Annotated in this window: 14 protein-coding genes; 2 read left to right on the top strand and 12 right to left on the bottom strand. The window is 26.6% G+C overall.

Annotated elements, in window-relative coordinates; all coding sequences use genetic code 11:
- Nucleotides 1-6: 6 nt before the first annotated feature.
- The 6 genes from QP548_RS00430 to QP548_RS00405 form a co-directional block, all read right to left on the bottom strand.
- Nucleotides 7-1,266, bottom strand: coding sequence for a hypothetical protein (locus tag QP548_RS00430; RefSeq protein WP_061429043.1), 1,260 nt, complete (start codon nt 1,264-1,266; stop codon nt 7-9).
- Between the two features lie 116 nt (nt 1,267-1,382).
- On the bottom strand, nt 1,383-2,831 hold the full coding sequence (locus tag QP548_RS00425; protein ID WP_061429044.1) for a sensor histidine kinase: 1,449 nt from the start codon (nt 2,829-2,831) through the stop codon (nt 1,383-1,385).
- Nucleotides 2,821-3,519: a response regulator transcription factor gene (locus QP548_RS00420; RefSeq protein ID WP_061429045.1), complete on the bottom strand. Its 699-nt coding sequence runs from the start codon at nt 3,517-3,519 to the stop codon at nt 2,821-2,823. Before QP548_RS00420 ends, QP548_RS00425 begins: the two co-directional genes overlap by 11 nt.
- 201 nt (nt 3,520-3,720) lie before the next feature.
- Complete coding sequence (locus tag QP548_RS00415) at nt 3,721-4,116, bottom strand: hypothetical protein (protein WP_061429046.1); 396 nt, start codon at nt 4,114-4,116, stop codon at nt 3,721-3,723.
- Nucleotides 4,117-4,248: 132 nt separating this feature from the next.
- Nucleotides 4,249-4,539, bottom strand: coding sequence for a DUF503 domain-containing protein (locus QP548_RS00410; protein ID WP_061429047.1), 291 nt, complete (start codon nt 4,537-4,539; stop codon nt 4,249-4,251).
- A gap of 11 nt (nt 4,540-4,550) precedes the next feature.
- Nucleotides 4,551-6,308 carry an SUV3 family DEAD/DEAH box RNA helicase gene (locus QP548_RS00405; protein WP_061429048.1) on the bottom strand — a complete coding sequence of 586 codons (1,758 nt, stop codon included), beginning with the start codon at nt 6,306-6,308 and terminating at the stop codon, nt 4,551-4,553.
- Between the two features lie 263 nt (nt 6,309-6,571).
- Here QP548_RS00405 and QP548_RS00400 point away from each other — a divergent pair, with 263 nt between their 5' ends.
- Nucleotides 6,572-7,432, top strand: coding sequence for a 50S ribosomal protein L11 methyltransferase (locus QP548_RS00400; protein ID WP_061429049.1), 861 nt, complete (start codon nt 6,572-6,574; stop codon nt 7,430-7,432).
- A gap of 336 nt (nt 7,433-7,768) precedes the next feature.
- Here the strand turns inward: QP548_RS00400 and QP548_RS00395 are convergent, their stop codons facing one another.
- The 6 genes from QP548_RS00395 to QP548_RS00370 form a co-directional block, all read right to left on the bottom strand.
- Nucleotides 7,769-8,284 (bottom strand): Gx transporter family protein, encoded by a 516-nt coding sequence (locus QP548_RS00395; RefSeq protein WP_061429050.1) that lies wholly within the window; start codon nt 8,282-8,284, stop codon nt 7,769-7,771.
- Nucleotides 8,285-8,301: 17 nt separating this feature from the next.
- On the bottom strand, nt 8,302-8,676 hold the full coding sequence (locus QP548_RS00390; RefSeq protein WP_003463119.1) for a NusG domain II-containing protein: 375 nt from the start codon (nt 8,674-8,676) through the stop codon (nt 8,302-8,304).
- On the bottom strand, nt 8,677-9,708 hold the full coding sequence (locus tag QP548_RS00385) for an FAD:protein FMN transferase (protein WP_061429051.1): 1,032 nt from the start codon (nt 9,706-9,708) through the stop codon (nt 8,677-8,679).
- 171 nt (nt 9,709-9,879) lie between these two features.
- Nucleotides 9,880-13,113 carry a hemoblobin-interacting domain-containing protein gene (locus QP548_RS00380; protein WP_061429052.1) on the bottom strand — a complete coding sequence of 1,078 codons (3,234 nt, stop codon included), beginning with the start codon at nt 13,111-13,113 and terminating at the stop codon, nt 9,880-9,882.
- A 12-nt stretch (nt 13,114-13,125) separates the two neighbouring features.
- A complete protein-coding gene (locus QP548_RS00375; protein WP_061429053.1) occupies nt 13,126-14,172 on the bottom strand; it encodes a hypothetical protein in 1,047 nt (348 codons plus the stop codon).
- 200 nt (nt 14,173-14,372) lie between these two features.
- Nucleotides 14,373-14,822: a GNAT family N-acetyltransferase gene (locus QP548_RS00370; RefSeq protein WP_061429054.1), complete on the bottom strand. Its 450-nt coding sequence runs from the start codon at nt 14,820-14,822 to the stop codon at nt 14,373-14,375.
- 286 nt (nt 14,823-15,108) lie between these two features.
- Between QP548_RS00370 and QP548_RS00365 the strand changes: the two genes are divergently transcribed.
- Complete coding sequence (locus QP548_RS00365) at nt 15,109-16,530, top strand: MFS transporter (RefSeq protein WP_061429055.1); 1,422 nt, start codon at nt 15,109-15,111, stop codon at nt 16,528-16,530.
- The last annotated feature ends 104 nt before the right edge of the window (nt 16,531-16,634 follow it).

Below are 16,634 nucleotides of genomic sequence, written 5' to 3'. Positions count from 1 at the left end.
CAAATTCTACTGGCTTAATTCTAAAACTTTTATATTTGATATTTTTATACTTCCCTTTTCTTTTTCTCCTATGATTAAATATTTTCCATCATTACTCCATAAGATCTGTGGTGTTGGGTCAATATAATCCTCTCCATACTCCTTTATAAGAGCAGCTTTATTATATTCATAATCATAAACTTTTCCTTCAGCTATGGTTTTGTTATTCCCTATCTTTAAAGCCTTAACCTCCATGTTCCCTCCATTTTGAGAAAGATAAAAAATCTTATCTCCTGAAGGAGCTACTTTCTGAGATAAAAAGAATCTTTCTGAGTCTAGATTAGATTTATATAATTCTGTGGTGACTTTATTTCTTAAATCTATCATTTTAACTTTTTCTCCCTCACTACTTCCACAATGAAATAAAATTTTTTCATCATTTAAAAAAGCTAAGTCGTAGTAAGCTTCCCCTCCATCTTCTAATAAATCAACTTCATCTTTTAAAACTTTTTCTTTTAAATCTAAAGAATATATTTTACTTGGAAATTGTTGACCTTTTATATTACTTCCTGAAATAAAAACTTTATTATCTACTACACCTATTAAACTTCTCTCTAAATAAACTTCTTTAGGTACTTCAATATTATCCCAAAGTTCATTGTTAAAGTCATACCATCTTATTTCTTTATAAGTTCCATCTTTATCCCAAATTCCTTCTCCTAAATCAAATCTTCTATTTATAAAAAAAATCAAATAATCTTCTAAAACATAATATTCCCTTGTTTCCTTTAAGGTCTCTTCTGCAAAGTTATTTTTATTAAACTTATCTATATTAACTATCTCTTCTTTTTCATAATATTTACTAAAAACCTTCCAATTACCGTTTCCTAAATCTTCAAACTCACAGTTATCTAGTATAAATTCAATATCTCTAAGATTTGGAGCTTCTTTTAACTTTTCAACTTCAACCCTCTTAGAATTATTTCCTTCCAAAATAATTTCCTCTGTTTTTAAGAGCTTTCCATCCCTATTTCTGCTTTCTAAATAAAGTTTTTCATCTCTAACTAATAAGCTTTCATAGTCATATAGTCCTTCTTCTAATTTAAAATCATGCTCCTTAATAACCTTTATTTTATTATTTTCTGAATCCTCCGCAGCATTATTAGATAGTATATATAACTCCCCTCCATACTTATTAGTACTTTTATAACTTATAAAGGAACTTATTAAAAGTCCTGTAGTAATCACCCCAGCTAAAACCCAAATTAAAATTTTACCCCTTTTCATAAATACTCCTTTCAAAATCTTCTTATAAAATTACTATTTGCTTTTATTTTACACAGGAGTTTTTTCTAAAAAATTAAATCTTATTGCCAAAATATTTCCAAAATTAAATATATAAATTATTTAAAAATAATACTAACCTTTACCTTACCGTTAGAATAATTAAAGGAAATACCCCCTCCATATTTTTTCACTAGCTCTGAGCATATATAAAGTCCTAAGCCATTTCCCCCTAATTCTCTAGATTTTTTAGTATTTTCTCTATAAAATGGCTCAAATATTTTTTCCACTCCCTCACTACTAATCTCATCACTAAAATTCTCTATCTCTATAAATTTTTCTTCTTTATCTTTAAATAGACTAATCTTTATTTCACTATCCTTTATTGAATATTTTATGGCATTATCTAAAAGATTTATAATAATTCTTCTCATTTCATCTTCTCTACACATAAACTCAATATCTTCTAAATTATTAGAAATGCATATCCCTTGTTTATCTCCCTTAACTTTAAAATCTTCACATAAATCCTCTATTAATGTTTTTAAGTTTACATTTTCTATTTCTCCACTTTCTATATCGCTTTTGTTTTTGGAAATTTCAATCAAACTTACTATAAGTTCATGCATTCTTTTGCTTTCCTTGTTTATTCTCTCTAAAGCAAATTTTCTAAAATCATTATCATTGAAATCTTCTTCACTCATAATTTGAGCATATCCTGAAATATTAGTTAATGGAGTTTTTAACTCGTGAGTAATATTGTTAAAAAACTCTGTTCTAGTTTTTTCTAATGTTAAAACCTTTTCCTTTTCTTCATTTATTTTTTCAATCTGTTCCTCAATTTTATTTGCCATTTTATTTACTCCACAGGCTAAATCTCCTATTTCATCCTTTGAATTAACTTTTAAGTTTATTTTAAAGTCACCATCACCAATTCTTTTAAAAGAATTTTTTATATAATTTAAAGGATTTATTATTCTCTCAAAAAGAAAATATGTGAAAATTAATATAAGTAAAAATGTTATTGAAACAATGAATTTTATATTGCTCATTAAATCTCTTAACTCTAAGTATTCCTTTGAATAATCCTTGCTTAAAAGTATATTTCCTAAAAAACTATCATCAACATAAACTGGAAAAGCTAAGTATGCTTTAACCGCATTTTCATCTCTATAAATGTTTAATGCAGCCTTATTCTTATTTGCCTCTTTTAAAACATCATATCCCCCATCCTTTTCATAATCAAAAGAAAAATCATCTAAATAATAACTATATTCCTTTTCTAAATCTTCATTAAAAACATCAATTTGGCACTTTCCTTGTTCACTAATATCATTTGATATTTTAGGAATATATCTATTAAAATTCCCCTTGTTTCCTTCCAAATTGTTTACTTGAAAATATAACCTTAGAATACTGTAGCTACTTTTATATAAAGAATCCATTTCATTTTTAATTTTATTTTCATGATAATTAATAAAAGCTTTACCTAAAAAACAATTTAAAATTATAAAGGCAATTAGAAATATTATTAAAAATCCTCCTGAGAATTTATGTTTAACTTTCATATTTTTCACCTTTAAACATATATCCTAATCCAAAAATAGTTTCTATTATTTCTTCATTATTAAGCTTTTGTCTTAATCTTCTTACATGAACATCAACAGTTCTAAAATCTCCAAAATACTCATCTCCCCATACCCCATCTAATATCTGATCTCTAGATAAGGCTATGTTAGGATTATCTAAAAAATATAGTAATAGTTCTATTTCTTTTGGCTTCAATCTTATCTCTTCTTCATTTAAATAAACCTTTCTTGACTGCCTTTTTATTTTAATAGGGCCAATTATAAATTCATCTTTAACTGTACTTTTATTGCTTTCCTTTAAAAATTTCTCTTTTCTTCTTAATGCAACCTTTACTCTTGCTACACATTCTCTTATATCAAAGGGTTTAGTTATATAATCATCTGCTCCTAACTCTAGTCCTAGAACCTTGTCCACAATATCATCTCTAGCTGTAAGCATTATAATATTTGCATTTAATTTATTTAACTCTCTACAAACATCAAATCCACTAATATCAGGTAACATCAAATCTAAAATCACTAAACTAGGATTAAACTCTTTAAATATATCTATACCCTGTCTTCCTTTATCAACACATCTAACTTTAAATCCCTCTTTCATAAAGGAGTATCTTAAAATATTTTGTATATCAGGTTCATCCTCAATTATTAAAATCTTTTCTTCCATATCCTTCTCCTCTACCCACATAGTTAAATTAATTTTACTATATTTTTCAAATTTAATTGTTATCAACTCTTTACCAAAATAAAAAAAAGGCGTGTATCAAATAAATTTTAAAAACTTACAAAGCATTATCTTCATATTATTTGTAAGTTTTTTATTAGCTTTTGATACAAGCCTCTTTTATTAAATTTAATTTTAATCCTCTTATTGATATATTACTCCATCAATATTAGATAATATATCATCAATTTGATAATCATTTATATTTATATCTATATTTCTACATCTTAATTTTGATATTAATTCATTTTTTTCATCTTCAAATATTGATGATTGCTGAATACTAGATATAAAGTCTTCTAGCTTATATAAAATACATAAACCTTCATATGCTCCTAAAGCTGTACATATATTCTCTGTTGATTTCCACTCTGTCATATCATATTCTGAATAATCTACTTTATCACAATAAGAAGTGATTTTTTCTTGATAATATCTGTTTATGTATGCCTGTGCCATATCACTTTCTTCAAAGCCTACTACACTTCCGTCAGGCATAACTAAAATATAGTTATTTTCTGGTGCTTCGTATGGATTCATACTAATCGCCTCCTACTCTTGTTTATTTTATTTTAGTTTTCCCTCACCTAAAAGCCTTATACTTATATAGTTTTGGAATATACTTTTCCATTTTCAGCATATATTATAAATTTAAAATTTATTTTCACTACTTTATTTAAATATATAGCTATCACTTTCTATGTTTATAATTTCTGCATCTGTATTTTCTTCTACAAAATCTATTAGATTTTCTAATGTTGAATCAACTTGCTTTTGATCTCCACAAACTGCTGAAATTCCTATAACTATAATTTGATGAATATCTTGTTCATGAACCTCTCCCACAGAAACATTAAATTTATTTTTTAATCTTTGAACTATGCTCTTAACCACCATTCTTTTTTCTTTTAAAGAATGTACCCAAGATGCTCTTAAAGTTATTTTTAAATTTAAAACTCTCATAAAATCACCTATTAAATTCTCATAAGAATATTGTTTATTTCTTCACTTACAGTAAGCCTTTCATTTTCAATCCACTCTAAGTCAAAATTTAAATTAAATCTCTTGCTAAAAGAGTAATACATATTTACCATTTGATAATAAGTTTCTAAGTCATATAAAGTTCCTGAGTAACATTGAGGTTTAAATAGTTCTTCTTGATCATTTATAAATAGCTGATCAACAAAATTTAAGAATTGATTCATTAAGTCATCTTTAGATATATCAAAAGGGATTTTTAAAAGCTCCCATTGAATTTCTTCAAGAAGTTTATATGATTTTAATCTTTCTAATATTATTAAATATTCACTTATATCCATTTTTCTATAGTATGGAACTTCACATTTCTTTGTACTCCATAAAGCTAATTTTTCATTTAAAGGAAGATTATCAATTTCTAATATTGCATCTGAAGGTCCTAAAACTGCTCTTTTTATACTAATATCCTCTTCCTCTAATCTCTCTTCGATAAATTCCTTATTATCTCTATAAGTAGCTACATATCCAGTATCATATATGCCTTTTCTTCCTGCTCTTCCTGCAATTTGTTTAACCTCCTGAGAAGTTAACTCTCTCATTTGTTCTCCATCAAATTTACTTATTGATAAGAAAATAATTCTCTTTATAGGAAGATTGACTCCCATTCCAATGGCATCAGTTGTTATTAAAATTTTATTTTTTCCAGTTATAAATTCTTCATACTGCTTCTTTCTAACCTCTGGTGGTAAATCTCCATAGATTATTGAGCATTTAATTCCCATCTGTGAATATTGCTCAGCCATTTGAAGAACTTTTTTCTTTGAAAATAAAACTAAGGCATCTCCCTCTTGAACATTTTTAGGATGAAAACTTTCATCTTCTATAATAAGTGGAATATCTCTATGATATTCTATAATCTCATAGTCATCTCCACAATCTTCTATAATTTCTTTTAATATATTCTTAGCATTAAAGGCTCCACATATATGTATTTCAGTACAATATAAACCAAGTAAAGCTCTAGTCCACGCATACCCTCTTTGTGAATCATCTATCATTTGAATTTCATCTATAACTGCCACATCATATCTTTCATGTATATTAGCTTTTTCTATGGTACAGGATACATGTGTTGCATCTTCAAATAATATTTCTTCTTCTCCAGTAAGAAGATTACATTTAACACCCTCATTATTTAATCTTTCAAAATTTTCTAAGGCTAAAATTCTAAGAGGAGATAAATATACTCCTTTTCTAACCTCTTTAAGTCTCTGCATAGCAGTATAGGTTTTTCCAGTATTCGTTTCTCCTAAGTGAAGATAGAATTTTCTTTTAAGCCTTCTAGTATGAAGATATTCATCCTTTGGATTTGCTGGAAACTTCTCATCAAACTCCTTAGATATTAACTCTGGAATATGATGTTTTACAAGAAGAGTCATAATTCCTGAATTAAGAAATACATTATAATTGTTTCTTAAGACTTCATAAAAATCAAAATTAGTATCATTTTTCTTATTATAATTTTCTAGAATTCTCTTTCCTACCTCTTCTAATAATTCTTCATATCTATCATAAAGAGATTCATATCCTTTTAATCCTTGATCTTTCATCTCTTTTAATTGCAATATTTTTTTTCTTAAGGTTGATTCATGTTCAAAAAGCGCTCCTGCTTTTGAATGTCTTACTATGTTTTCTATTTGATTTATTTGACCTGATAATTTTTTATACTCCCTTTGAGCCGCATTTTTTTTCATTAAAATTCCTCCGAGTTAAAATTCTATAATGATTTAACCTATATATTCTCATTGTAATCTTTTTCTATAAATATCTCAAACGGTTAAAATTTTTCTCTCCCTTTTCTTATTTTCTTCAAAATATATTTTAATATTAGTCCCTTTATAAAAGTAAATATTTATTTTATAGAAAGCTTAATCTTAAATAAAACTCCTCACTAATTCTAATATGCTATAATCTTCTTATACATAAATTAAAACTTAATATAAGGAGATACATATATATGTTTATAATTACTTATAAAATGCCAAAGGAACTTATTGATGAACAAATAGAATTACTTCAAATCAATGATATATTCAATGTTTATTATGAGTCTCCACTAGACATAACAACAGATATGTTTGGATATGGCTATAAAGAAAAGGAAAATGTTATTGTTGATTTAAAAGTAGCCTTTGATGGTAATCTAGAAGACTTTGAAAAATTTAAATCTCAAGTTTCTTCATTACTTAAAGAAAGTCCTGCTTCAATAGATGAAGTTAAAAATGAATTTGAAGAATTTTATATTGATCCAATTCATTTAAATGATCAATGGGTTTTATGTGCCCCAACTGATAACTTTGAAAATAAAAAAGAAATTTTCTTTACTCCTCAAGGTGCCTTTGGAACTGGATTACATGAAACTACTCAAGATATATTAAAATTCATAGTTGAAGAAGATTTTGAAGGAAAATCTCTTCTTGATTTAGGAACAGGTTCTGGAATACTTTCTATAGCTGCTGGAGTAAAAGGTGCTTCAAGAATAGTGGCAGTAGATATAAGAGATGTAGAAGATGAAGTTCTTTTAAATGCTTCTTTAAATGAACTAGAAAATATAGAAGTAGTAGTTGGAAATGTTCTTCATGAAGATTATAAATTAGATGAAAAATTTGATTGGATATTTATAAATATTGGAGGAGAAGAAACTGCAATGTTTATGGATTTTATTGAAGAACATATAGAAAAGACAGGAAAACTTCTAGTTTCAGGCTTAGTTGAATGGAGCTTTGATTGGGTTAAAGAAAAGGTTGAGAATAAAGGCTTTAAATTAAATAAAAAATTCCAAACAAATGAATGGTGTACTGCAATATTCTCAAAATAAAATAACTAGCTTTAAAGAGATTAGATAATCTTTTCTTTTACAGAAAATTATCTACTATCTTACTTTATATTGGGCGTGTATCCAAATAACTTTTAATAAAGCTTACAAACAATATGAAGAGAATATCTAGATGAGTTTTAGAATTTAAATTATTATGGAGAAGATATTACGTTAAAAAACTGAGACTGTTCGAAGCGTAGCAAGTTTCGAAGTTTTAGTAATGTCTTCGGAGTAATAATTATAAATTCTTAACGAAATCTAGTAATTCTCGAAATATGTTTGTAAGCTTTATATATTTTGATACAGCCTCTTTACTAAAAATATGTACTAAGCAAATTACAAACTATTTGATATTAATCTATTTATAACTTTATTAGTTATCATATATTTGCTTAACATTCCTGTAAATACTCCTGTTATTACTCCACTTAAAATTAAAACTGGTAAATAATATAATACACTTGTTGTTTGAAAAAGAATCATTGCTATGATAATTTGTCCTATGTTATGAGCTATTGCTCCACCTACACTAACAAACCATACTCCCTCTTTCCCAACTATTTTCATTAAAAGAATCATGACTAATAAGCACATTAAGCCACCAGATAAACTATATAATAAACTTACTACTTGTCCAGAAAACATACTTCCTAAAAGTATTCTTATAATGAGAACTGTTGAAGCTTCCCTAATTCCATATAAATATAATACTATTAAGGTTATTATATTAGCCAATCCAAGCTTAACCCCAGGTATTGGTACCAAAGGAGGAATGTGAAGCTCTATCATAAATATAGTTAAAGCAATGGTGGTTAATATTGATAATCTAACTATTTTATTAATATTATTCATAAATATCCACCTTTCCTTTAATAAGTTTTTGTATCAACTTCATTTTCCTCTCCCCCTTCAATTTTTATTATTAAATTATTTGGAAGACAAGCTATTGGTAAAAGAGAATCATGTATTTCTCCAGTTTCCATACAAACTTTATCATGACAAGTAGCCTCAATTACCTTTACTCCTGTTTTACTAACTTGAAGAATATTATAATGCTCTTCATCCCCTATTTTAATTTCATAACTCTTCTCTACTTCACTTAAATCAATAGATTTTATAAGTTGTCCATCTTTATATATCTTAGCTACTGGATTTTTAACCTTTTTATTATGTATAAAAAAACATAACAAAGTAGATAACAATAAAATTGTAAAAATTATTACCACTTGAACTTTTTTATTCATTTACATCCCCCTAAATCCTTTGTTATCCAAGTTGCTTGTTTCTATGAAGTCCATATTATCTTTTATAAATAATGCCTCTACACCATCTAATCCTTCAATAAGTTTCTTAGCTTTTTCTGCTCCTAAAATATAAGTAGCTGTTGATAAGGCATCTGCATCTATTCCATTTTTAGTGATTATTGTTGAACTTATAAGTCCCTTTTCAGCTGGACAAGCAGTACTAGGATCTAATATATGATGATATCTAACTCCATCTTTTATAAAATATCTTTCATAATTTCCTGATGTTACCACAACTTCATCATTAATTTTTACAGAAGCTGAAATCTCATTCTCTTCCTTAGGATTTCTTATTCCTATGCTCCAATTTTCATTGTTTATCTTATTTCCTAAGGCAACCACATTTCCCCCTAAATTAAGTAATGCTGAATTTATTCCTTCTTCCCTTAAAACTTTTCTCATTTCATCTCCAGCATATCCTTTTCCAATGGCTCCTAAATCTAATTTTATATTTTCATTTAAAAATCTTATTTCTTTAGTTTGAGGATTTAATTCTATATTCTTATAGTTTTTCAAATCTTTATACTTATCAATTAGAGTTTTTTCAGGTATATTAGCATGTTCTGTTCCTATTCCCCAAGAATCAATTACATGTCCAATAGTTGGATCTAAAGCTCCATCAGTTAAATTGGCATAATATATAGATTTTTCTATGACATAATATAAATCATCTGATAACTTAACACTTTTATGAAAAGCTTCAGAATTCACCTTACTAAGCTCACTATTCTCTATATTTACTGACATCATATTCTCAATGTCCTTTGCTCTATTAAAAGCTTTTTCTAAGGCTTCTTTAGCATTATCTCCATATGCTACTCCACTAACTACAGTACCTAAAATCTTTTCTGTTTTTTCATAGGAATTAACTTCTTTATTATTGTTTTCCACTTTTTTTGAATTATCACAAGATATTAATCCCATAGAAAGTATAGAAACTAATAAAATAATAATTGCTCTCTTTTTCAACATATATTTTGACTCCAATAAATATCTCTTAAAATTTAAATACACATTTAGATTAAAAGATGACTTTGATTAAGCAAAATCATCTTTTAAATCTAATTAAGTAAACTTGTCTTTAAATAAGTTTATTTTTCTTCATAACCATAACTATTTTTTATTAAACTTCCAAAAATATTTCTATTTAACTAAGCTTATCTTTCCATCTTTTATTATAAATGTACATTCTTTATATCCTTTTGATTTGATTTTTATGATGTTTTCATCTTTATTGAAATTGCCAATTCCTATGGATATAGTACTATCGCTCTCTAATATATTGTAACGCCCTGCACTATCACCCCAGATTAAAGGTTTTTTCTCATATTCAACATCATTTACATAAACACTCTCTACATTTTTAAGCCATTCATCCTCTCCTAAAAACTTAAGATCGTATTTATCTCCAAAAAAGCTTTTAGTTATTGTTGGAATATTACCAGAGAAATCTTTCTCAGCATTTTGTTTATTTTCTTCAACTTCTTTATTTTCTTTTTCTACGTCTTGCTTCTCTGCTTCTTTCTTAGAATCCTCTTCTTTAACTTCCACTTTTTCTCCTACTTCCTTGGCTTCTTCTTTATTTCCGTCCTTATTTTCTACTTTTCCATTCTCTTTTTCTTTAGCTTCATCTTTGTTTATTGAGGATTCTTTTTTTTCTCCCTTTTGAGCTTCTTCTTTTTCTTTTATTTCTTCTTTACTCTCTCCCTTTTTACTTTCCTCATTTTTAACTGCTTCTTTATTTGTATCTTCACTTTCAACTTTCTTTTCATCCTGAACTAAAGTTATTTGTCCATCCTTAATAATAAACGCATATTCCTTATATCCCTTTGATTTAATCTTAATAAGGTTCTCCCCTTCATTATTGAAGCTTTCATATCCTATGGCTAAAGTTTTATCAGCTTCATATATAGCATAACGTTCTTTTGATTCCCACCATGAAAGCCCTGATTTATATGGAACTTCATTTACTGAAATATCTGTTATATTCTTTAACCATTCTTCTGAATTTAAGAATTTAATATTATATTTCTTTATAAGTATTGATTCTTTGCTTATGCTTATATTGTTAGTAAAATCTATCTCTTTTTCCACTTCTGATTTTTCTTCAATATTAGCACTTTCTTTTTCTTCTTTATCTAATACTATTTGTCCGTCCTTAGATATTATAAAAGTAAAATCATTATAACCCTTAGCTTTAACTTTTATTATATTATCTTCATTTTGTTTAAAGCCTTCATATCCTATTCCTATATTATTATCACTTTTATATATAGCATAACGGTCTTTTGAATCTCCCCATACAAGACCTGATTTATATTCAACTCCATTTACAGAAACACCTGTTATATTATTTATCCATTCTCCTGAATTTAAGAATTTAATATCATATTTCTTCATAAATGTTGATTTGCTATCAATTTTTACACTTATTTTAGGTAATTCTTTTTTCTCTTCTATGATCTCAGTTTTTTCATTACTTTTTTCATCACCTTTTGTAATGTTAAATTCTAATTCTTTTTTACCATAATATTTTGAGTCTATTTCTAACTTATAATTTTTATCTTCTTTAAATAAGCCTGATTTAAGTGTTAATTTATTCCCTGAAATTTCATAGTATGTATTTCCATAACTTCCCCCTTGTTCTTTAGTTAGTAGAAGTTTTCCATCTAACTTTATACTATTGATATTCTTAATAAAGTCTTCACTTAAACCTGTAACTACTACATCTTCCCCTGTTTTATATTCTTTTTCTAATTTTAGGTTTATATCATCTAAGATTTTTTCAAGTTTTGTCTCAATAACCTTGTCCTTATAACCAGTAGCTGAAATTGAAATCTTTATTTTATCCCCTTTAACAACTTTACTATTTATTATTAATTGATTGTCCTTTATAGAGTATAAACTCTTATCTAATTCTTTTATTCCCCCGTTTATTGTTATGGATTTTATATTTTTTAAATAATTTTCATCACTACTTTCAAGAATTAAATCCTTATCCATAACTGCACTCTTAACCTCTAAACTTGGAGTTTCTAAACCAAGCACAGTTCTAAAGTTTTGAGCATCCCCCAAAAGATTATCCTCTAAAACTTCTTTTACATTATATGGTCTATTCTTATATTCCTTACTATTTTCATTCTTTATGTATTCATCATAAGTTAGATAATCACCTTTTAAAGCTGCATCCTTTACGGCATTTAGATAATCTCTAAAATCATTTATGTGAGTTCCATCTTCATTCATTACCGCATCCCAAGAAATAGTATTTAACTCAAATCTTTTAGCTATTCCCTCTGATTCCTCTGTTCCAAGGCCTAATTCATTTAATATTAAAGCATTTGCAAGTAAATCATGGTTATAAATTAAATTTGTTTGCATTATAATACTTGAACCTGATGTTTCCTCAGAGCCAGAATTATCTGCTCCCTTACTTGAGCCAACACTTGCACTACTTAGGGTATCTACAGATGAAGGCTTAATTTCTTTATTTGTTATCTTTGAAGTTACAGGTTTTATTTTAATATTATCCTTAGAATTATTTTTCTCTGATGCCATAACTTCATTTTTAATTACTTCAAAATCCTTCTCTGCTTTTTTAAATCCATCAGCATATATTTCTAAAGTGTACTTTCCTGGCTCTAAAAGATTTCCTTCTTCAGTATCTACATTTTCAGCATAAACTGTAAGGTACTCTGAAATAACATGATAATCCTTAAACTTAACTAGCTCTTTTCTAACATTATTATGTGTTAAAAATACTCTATTAACCGGATTTAAAATAGCATAATTAAAGTTATCAAGCTTAAATCTTACATCCTCTCCTGTTCTAGGATTCATAGGATAAGATACTAAAACCTTAATAGGTTCAGCTTGTACTATGTTAACAGAAATTGAAGCCCAATCTTTTCCTTCTGAATATATTTTTATAGTATGTAATTTATTATTATCTAAAGCCTTTTGATTTCCCTTAATAATAATTTTATTTTCACTCTTTTCAAATTCTAAGTTTCGCTCTAAACTTGGATTCTTTGTTGCATCCTCAAGAGTTACTTTATTTATTTTTTCAAACCAATCTTTTTGTTCATCAGTTTTTAATTCACATTGAATATTTATTGGTGAATTTAATTCAGCTTCATCCACCTTAAACATAGGAATGTAACTAGCTTTTTCTTCCTCATTATTTAAATTAAATGTGGTTTTTGCAGTGCTAATCCTAAGATTTCCATGCTTATCATAATTTCTTTGATGATAATCCCAAACAGGCATATTAGTAAAAGTTAATATTTTACTTGGTGCCGCACTAGCTGTTTTTGAAATTGAGCACGCTGATATTGCTATAATAGCTGTTAATATACTTAGTTTTTTCTTATTCATTACCTTCACCCCTTACTTTACAAACTTATAAGTTCCTTCTTCTCCAGTTTTCTTACTTTTAACTTTTATTGTATTGTAGCCTAATTTATCTATTTCCCACTTAACAATTTTTCCACTGTCATCAACATTACTTGGATTTATAAGTTTGTAATTTCCATTATCTAAAACATATAAATCATAATCATTTATAGTTCCTTGATTAAAAGTAACTACTATATATTTAACCCAACCTAAATCAACTAATTTTGTATATTTTTCATTTATAGCTTTTTCTATAAAAGAACCTGATTTTGTACTATTGTTATTAGTTAAATCCTTTATGCTATTATGTTTTTCTTCTTTAGAGGCACTACTTATTGAATCCTTACCACTATTATTTTCTACTTTACTTACCACTTGATTATTTATGTTATTTTCTTTTGAATTTGTTCCATGATTATTTTCTGAAGCACTACTTACTGTATCTTTCTTCACATTATTTTCATCTGAATTTTTAGAAATAAGCTGATCTTGATTTATGGCTCCATCTGTTTTACTAGAATTATTAGACTTTACAGAAGCACTGCTTATTACATCTTTACTTGAATTATTTTTATTTACTTTGCTAGAACTAGGTTGACTTTGACTTATAGCTTCAAATCCATTTTTAGAAGTATTAGTTTTTATTGAGGCACTACTTATTGCATTTGATTTATCTTTACTTGAAGTTATACCTTTAGAATTTATTTGACTTGAAATTTTTGATTTACTATTATATTTACTTGATGCACTACTTAAGGCATCTTTTTTATTACTATCTGTATTATTTTTAATATCACCGTTTACATCTTCATCACTTTTAGATGCACTGCTAGTTGTATCATCATTAGAATTTTCTTCTTTAGTCATATCTTTATCTTTTTCATTAGCTTCTTCACTATTCTCAGAGGCACTAGAAACAACAGCTTCCTCCATAACACTATTATTTTTCACATTCATTTTTGATTTAGCAGCAAAACCTACGGCAATTAAAACCAAAAATGAGGCTAATCCTATAATTATTTTATTTTTATTTGACATATTTATCCCCCTTAAAATTTTTATAAAATTAATTTACTCCCCCCTAATTTTATTTCACCTAATTGATAATGATTTTCATTAATATTATATTACACTTTTGAAATATGTCAAGTTTTTTAAATTATTAAAAACTATGTGTTAATAAATAAAAAAATAAGCGTAAATTAGCACTATTACTAATCTACGCTTATCCATAATTTCTATATTAAAGGTCTTATCATAACCAAAACTTTATTTTCTATGTCTCCTGATTCTACCCTTTCTTCTAGTTTAAAAAAGCCAACTGATCTATAAAAATTTATTAATTTATCATGTTTACCATCTAATAATATCTTAACTTTTAAAAGTTTATAACCTTTTTCTTTGTAAAAGGTTGCTACATTATTTATAAGCTCCTCTTCAAAGCCCTTTTCTTTATATTCATCTAATATTTTTATGAAATAAATATCTGCTGATTCTTCAGTTAAAGATTTCATTGAAAGAAATCCTATTTCTTTTCCTTTTTCTATATATGCATAGAAAGGAATTTTCTCTATTTTCTTTATAATCCTCTCAATAATATTTTTATTATAAACTTCATTTTCAAAATCACTTATTAAATTATATGTTAATTCTTTCTTTAACTCTATATTATCAACACTCTTTATCATAGCAACCCTCCTATGTTTACATCTATATTACTTTCTTTATATATTACACCAAAATTTATCTTTTAAAAACGATTTTTTACATTAATCTCGAATAAATGTTAATTTTATTTTAAAAACTTATTAATTTTCTATTTATGTTATATTTTTACTTTAGCGGTTATTATTTTAATTATTATTATATATATTTTTTTATTAATACATTTTTTATTGTTTTGATTTTTTTATATGTAAAGGGTTATTATTAAATTGAAAATTTAAACAAATTTATAAAATTGGGGAAATTCAAATGGAAGCTGATTTAGTTAATCTAATTACAAGCAAAGATGAAAACTGGGACAAAAGATGGAAGTATAACTGTGCAATGTTTATATTATGTTATATTTTCATGGGGGCTGTCACAGGAATAACTAATGACTCTTATTTATCTTATTTAAACATCACTGTTCCTAATGTAGTTAAAGCACTTCCTACCTATGCATCAATTGGAACCTTCATAATAGCAATGCTTTTACTATTAACTCATAAAGTAGGATTCAAGAAATTAATATTACTTGCACCTATTCTTTCAATTGTTGGTTTATTGGTTTGTATATATAGCAAAAATGGTTTAATCATAACCTTTGCATATATAGTTGTAAATGTTGGTTTAGGAATGTTTGACTGTATTTATCCTGTAATGTTTACATCATATACTCCTAGAAAAGAAAGAACTAAAATGTTCTCTAGAGTTATGTACTGTAACCTTATTAGCCAATCAATTTTAACATTTTTCAATGGTAAAATTGTTGTTTGGAAATTTGCTAAATCTTTAGGTGTCTCTTATGATAATGCTTCTGTTTTATCAGAAAATCAAGATGCCTTAAGTTCTGTTCAATTAATGGCATATTCAGATTCATATAAATTTGTACTTTGGATCGCAATAGCCTTAACAGTAATAGCTTCAGTCTTTCTATTATTCTTAAAAGAAAAAAGTGAAGATTATAGAGAAACTCCTGAAGAAATTCAAGCTAGAAAAGGAGAAAAAGCCTTTGATTTCAAATTATTCGCTAATAAATATGTTATCTTATGGATTCTTATATTTGGAATAGTAAGATTTGGTGCTTTATTGGTAACACCATTCTTCCCAATTTATTTAAATAATTTCTTACATATAAGCAGAGGTACTGTATCATCTATCATAACATTCCAAACAGTATCTATGGTAATAGGTTATTTCTGTACCCCTTACCTAGAAAAGAAATTTGGTTCAATAATAACCATAGCCGCAACTACTATACTTTGTGTACCACTTATGTTATTAATGGCTAACGGTGCTATGTTTGGAAGTAATGTTGCTATGATAGTAGGTATAATACTATTTTTAAGATCTGGTATAGCAAATGTTTCTGCTCCAATACAAAGTTCTTTACCATTAACCTTTGTTCCTAAAAATTTAGTTTCAGCTTATAATTCACTTATATTAGTTGTTAATTCACTTATAGGAATTGTAGCTGGTATCTATACAAGATATTCTTTATTAAAGACAGAATCTGGTTATGGAAAAGCTTACTATATAGCAGGTGCTCTTTATCTAATATCTAGTATATTACTTCTTATAGTATTTACTAAAAAATATAATAGAGCTAATAATGATTCAGAGGTAATTGAAGCCGATGCCGAAACAGCTGTATCCTCTGTAGATGATAGTATAGAAGAAACTTTAAAATAATTATAAATTAAATACTCTGATTAAACATATGATTTATGAATAAGTTTAATCAGAGTATTTTTTATTTTTCCTATCTAATTTAATATAATAAGTTTTCAAAATAT

It is taken from the genome of Clostridium sp. UMB9555A (assembly GCF_030222355.1).
Lineage (GTDB): Bacteria > Bacillota > Clostridia > Clostridiales > Clostridiaceae > Sarcina > Sarcina perfringens.
This window is presented reverse-complemented; position numbering and strand designations above follow the sequence as displayed.

What these genes read in the sequence shown, in the direction of transcription:
- QP548_RS00370 (WP_061429054.1), bottom strand. Translation starts at nt 14,822, where the DNA reads ATGATAAAGAGTGTTGATAATATAGAGTTAAAGAAAGAATTAACATAT.
- QP548_RS00400 (WP_061429049.1), top strand. Translation starts at nt 6,572, where the DNA reads ATGTTTATAATTACTTATAAAATGCCAAAGGAACTTATTGATGAACAA.
- QP548_RS00375 (WP_061429053.1), bottom strand. Translation starts at nt 14,172, where the DNA reads ATGTCAAATAAAAATAAAATAATTATAGGATTAGCCTCATTTTTGGTT.
- QP548_RS00410 (WP_061429047.1), bottom strand. Translation starts at nt 4,539, where the DNA reads ATGAGAGTTTTAAATTTAAAAATAACTTTAAGAGCATCTTGGGTACAT.
- QP548_RS00430 (WP_061429043.1), bottom strand. Translation starts at nt 1,266, where the DNA reads ATGAAAAGGGGTAAAATTTTAATTTGGGTTTTAGCTGGGGTGATTACT.
- QP548_RS00420 (WP_061429045.1), bottom strand. Translation starts at nt 3,519, where the DNA reads ATGGAAGAAAAGATTTTAATAATTGAGGATGAACCTGATATACAAAAT.
- QP548_RS00405 (WP_061429048.1), bottom strand. Translation starts at nt 6,308, where the DNA reads ATGAAAAAAAATGCGGCTCAAAGGGAGTATAAAAAATTATCAGGTCAA.
- QP548_RS00415 (WP_061429046.1), bottom strand. Translation starts at nt 4,116, where the DNA reads ATGAATCCATACGAAGCACCAGAAAATAACTATATTTTAGTTATGCCT.
- QP548_RS00380 (WP_061429052.1), bottom strand. Translation starts at nt 13,113, where the DNA reads ATGAATAAGAAAAAACTAAGTATATTAACAGCTATTATAGCAATATCA.
- QP548_RS00390 (WP_003463119.1), bottom strand. Translation starts at nt 8,676, where the DNA reads ATGAATAAAAAAGTTCAAGTGGTAATAATTTTTACAATTTTATTGTTA.
- QP548_RS00365 (WP_061429055.1), top strand. Translation starts at nt 15,109, where the DNA reads ATGGAAGCTGATTTAGTTAATCTAATTACAAGCAAAGATGAAAACTGG.
- QP548_RS00425 (WP_061429044.1), bottom strand. Translation starts at nt 2,831, where the DNA reads ATGAAAGTTAAACATAAATTCTCAGGAGGATTTTTAATAATATTTCTA.
- QP548_RS00385 (WP_061429051.1), bottom strand. Translation starts at nt 9,708, where the DNA reads ATGTTGAAAAAGAGAGCAATTATTATTTTATTAGTTTCTATACTTTCT.
- QP548_RS00395 (WP_061429050.1), bottom strand. Translation starts at nt 8,284, where the DNA reads ATGAATAATATTAATAAAATAGTTAGATTATCAATATTAACCACCATT.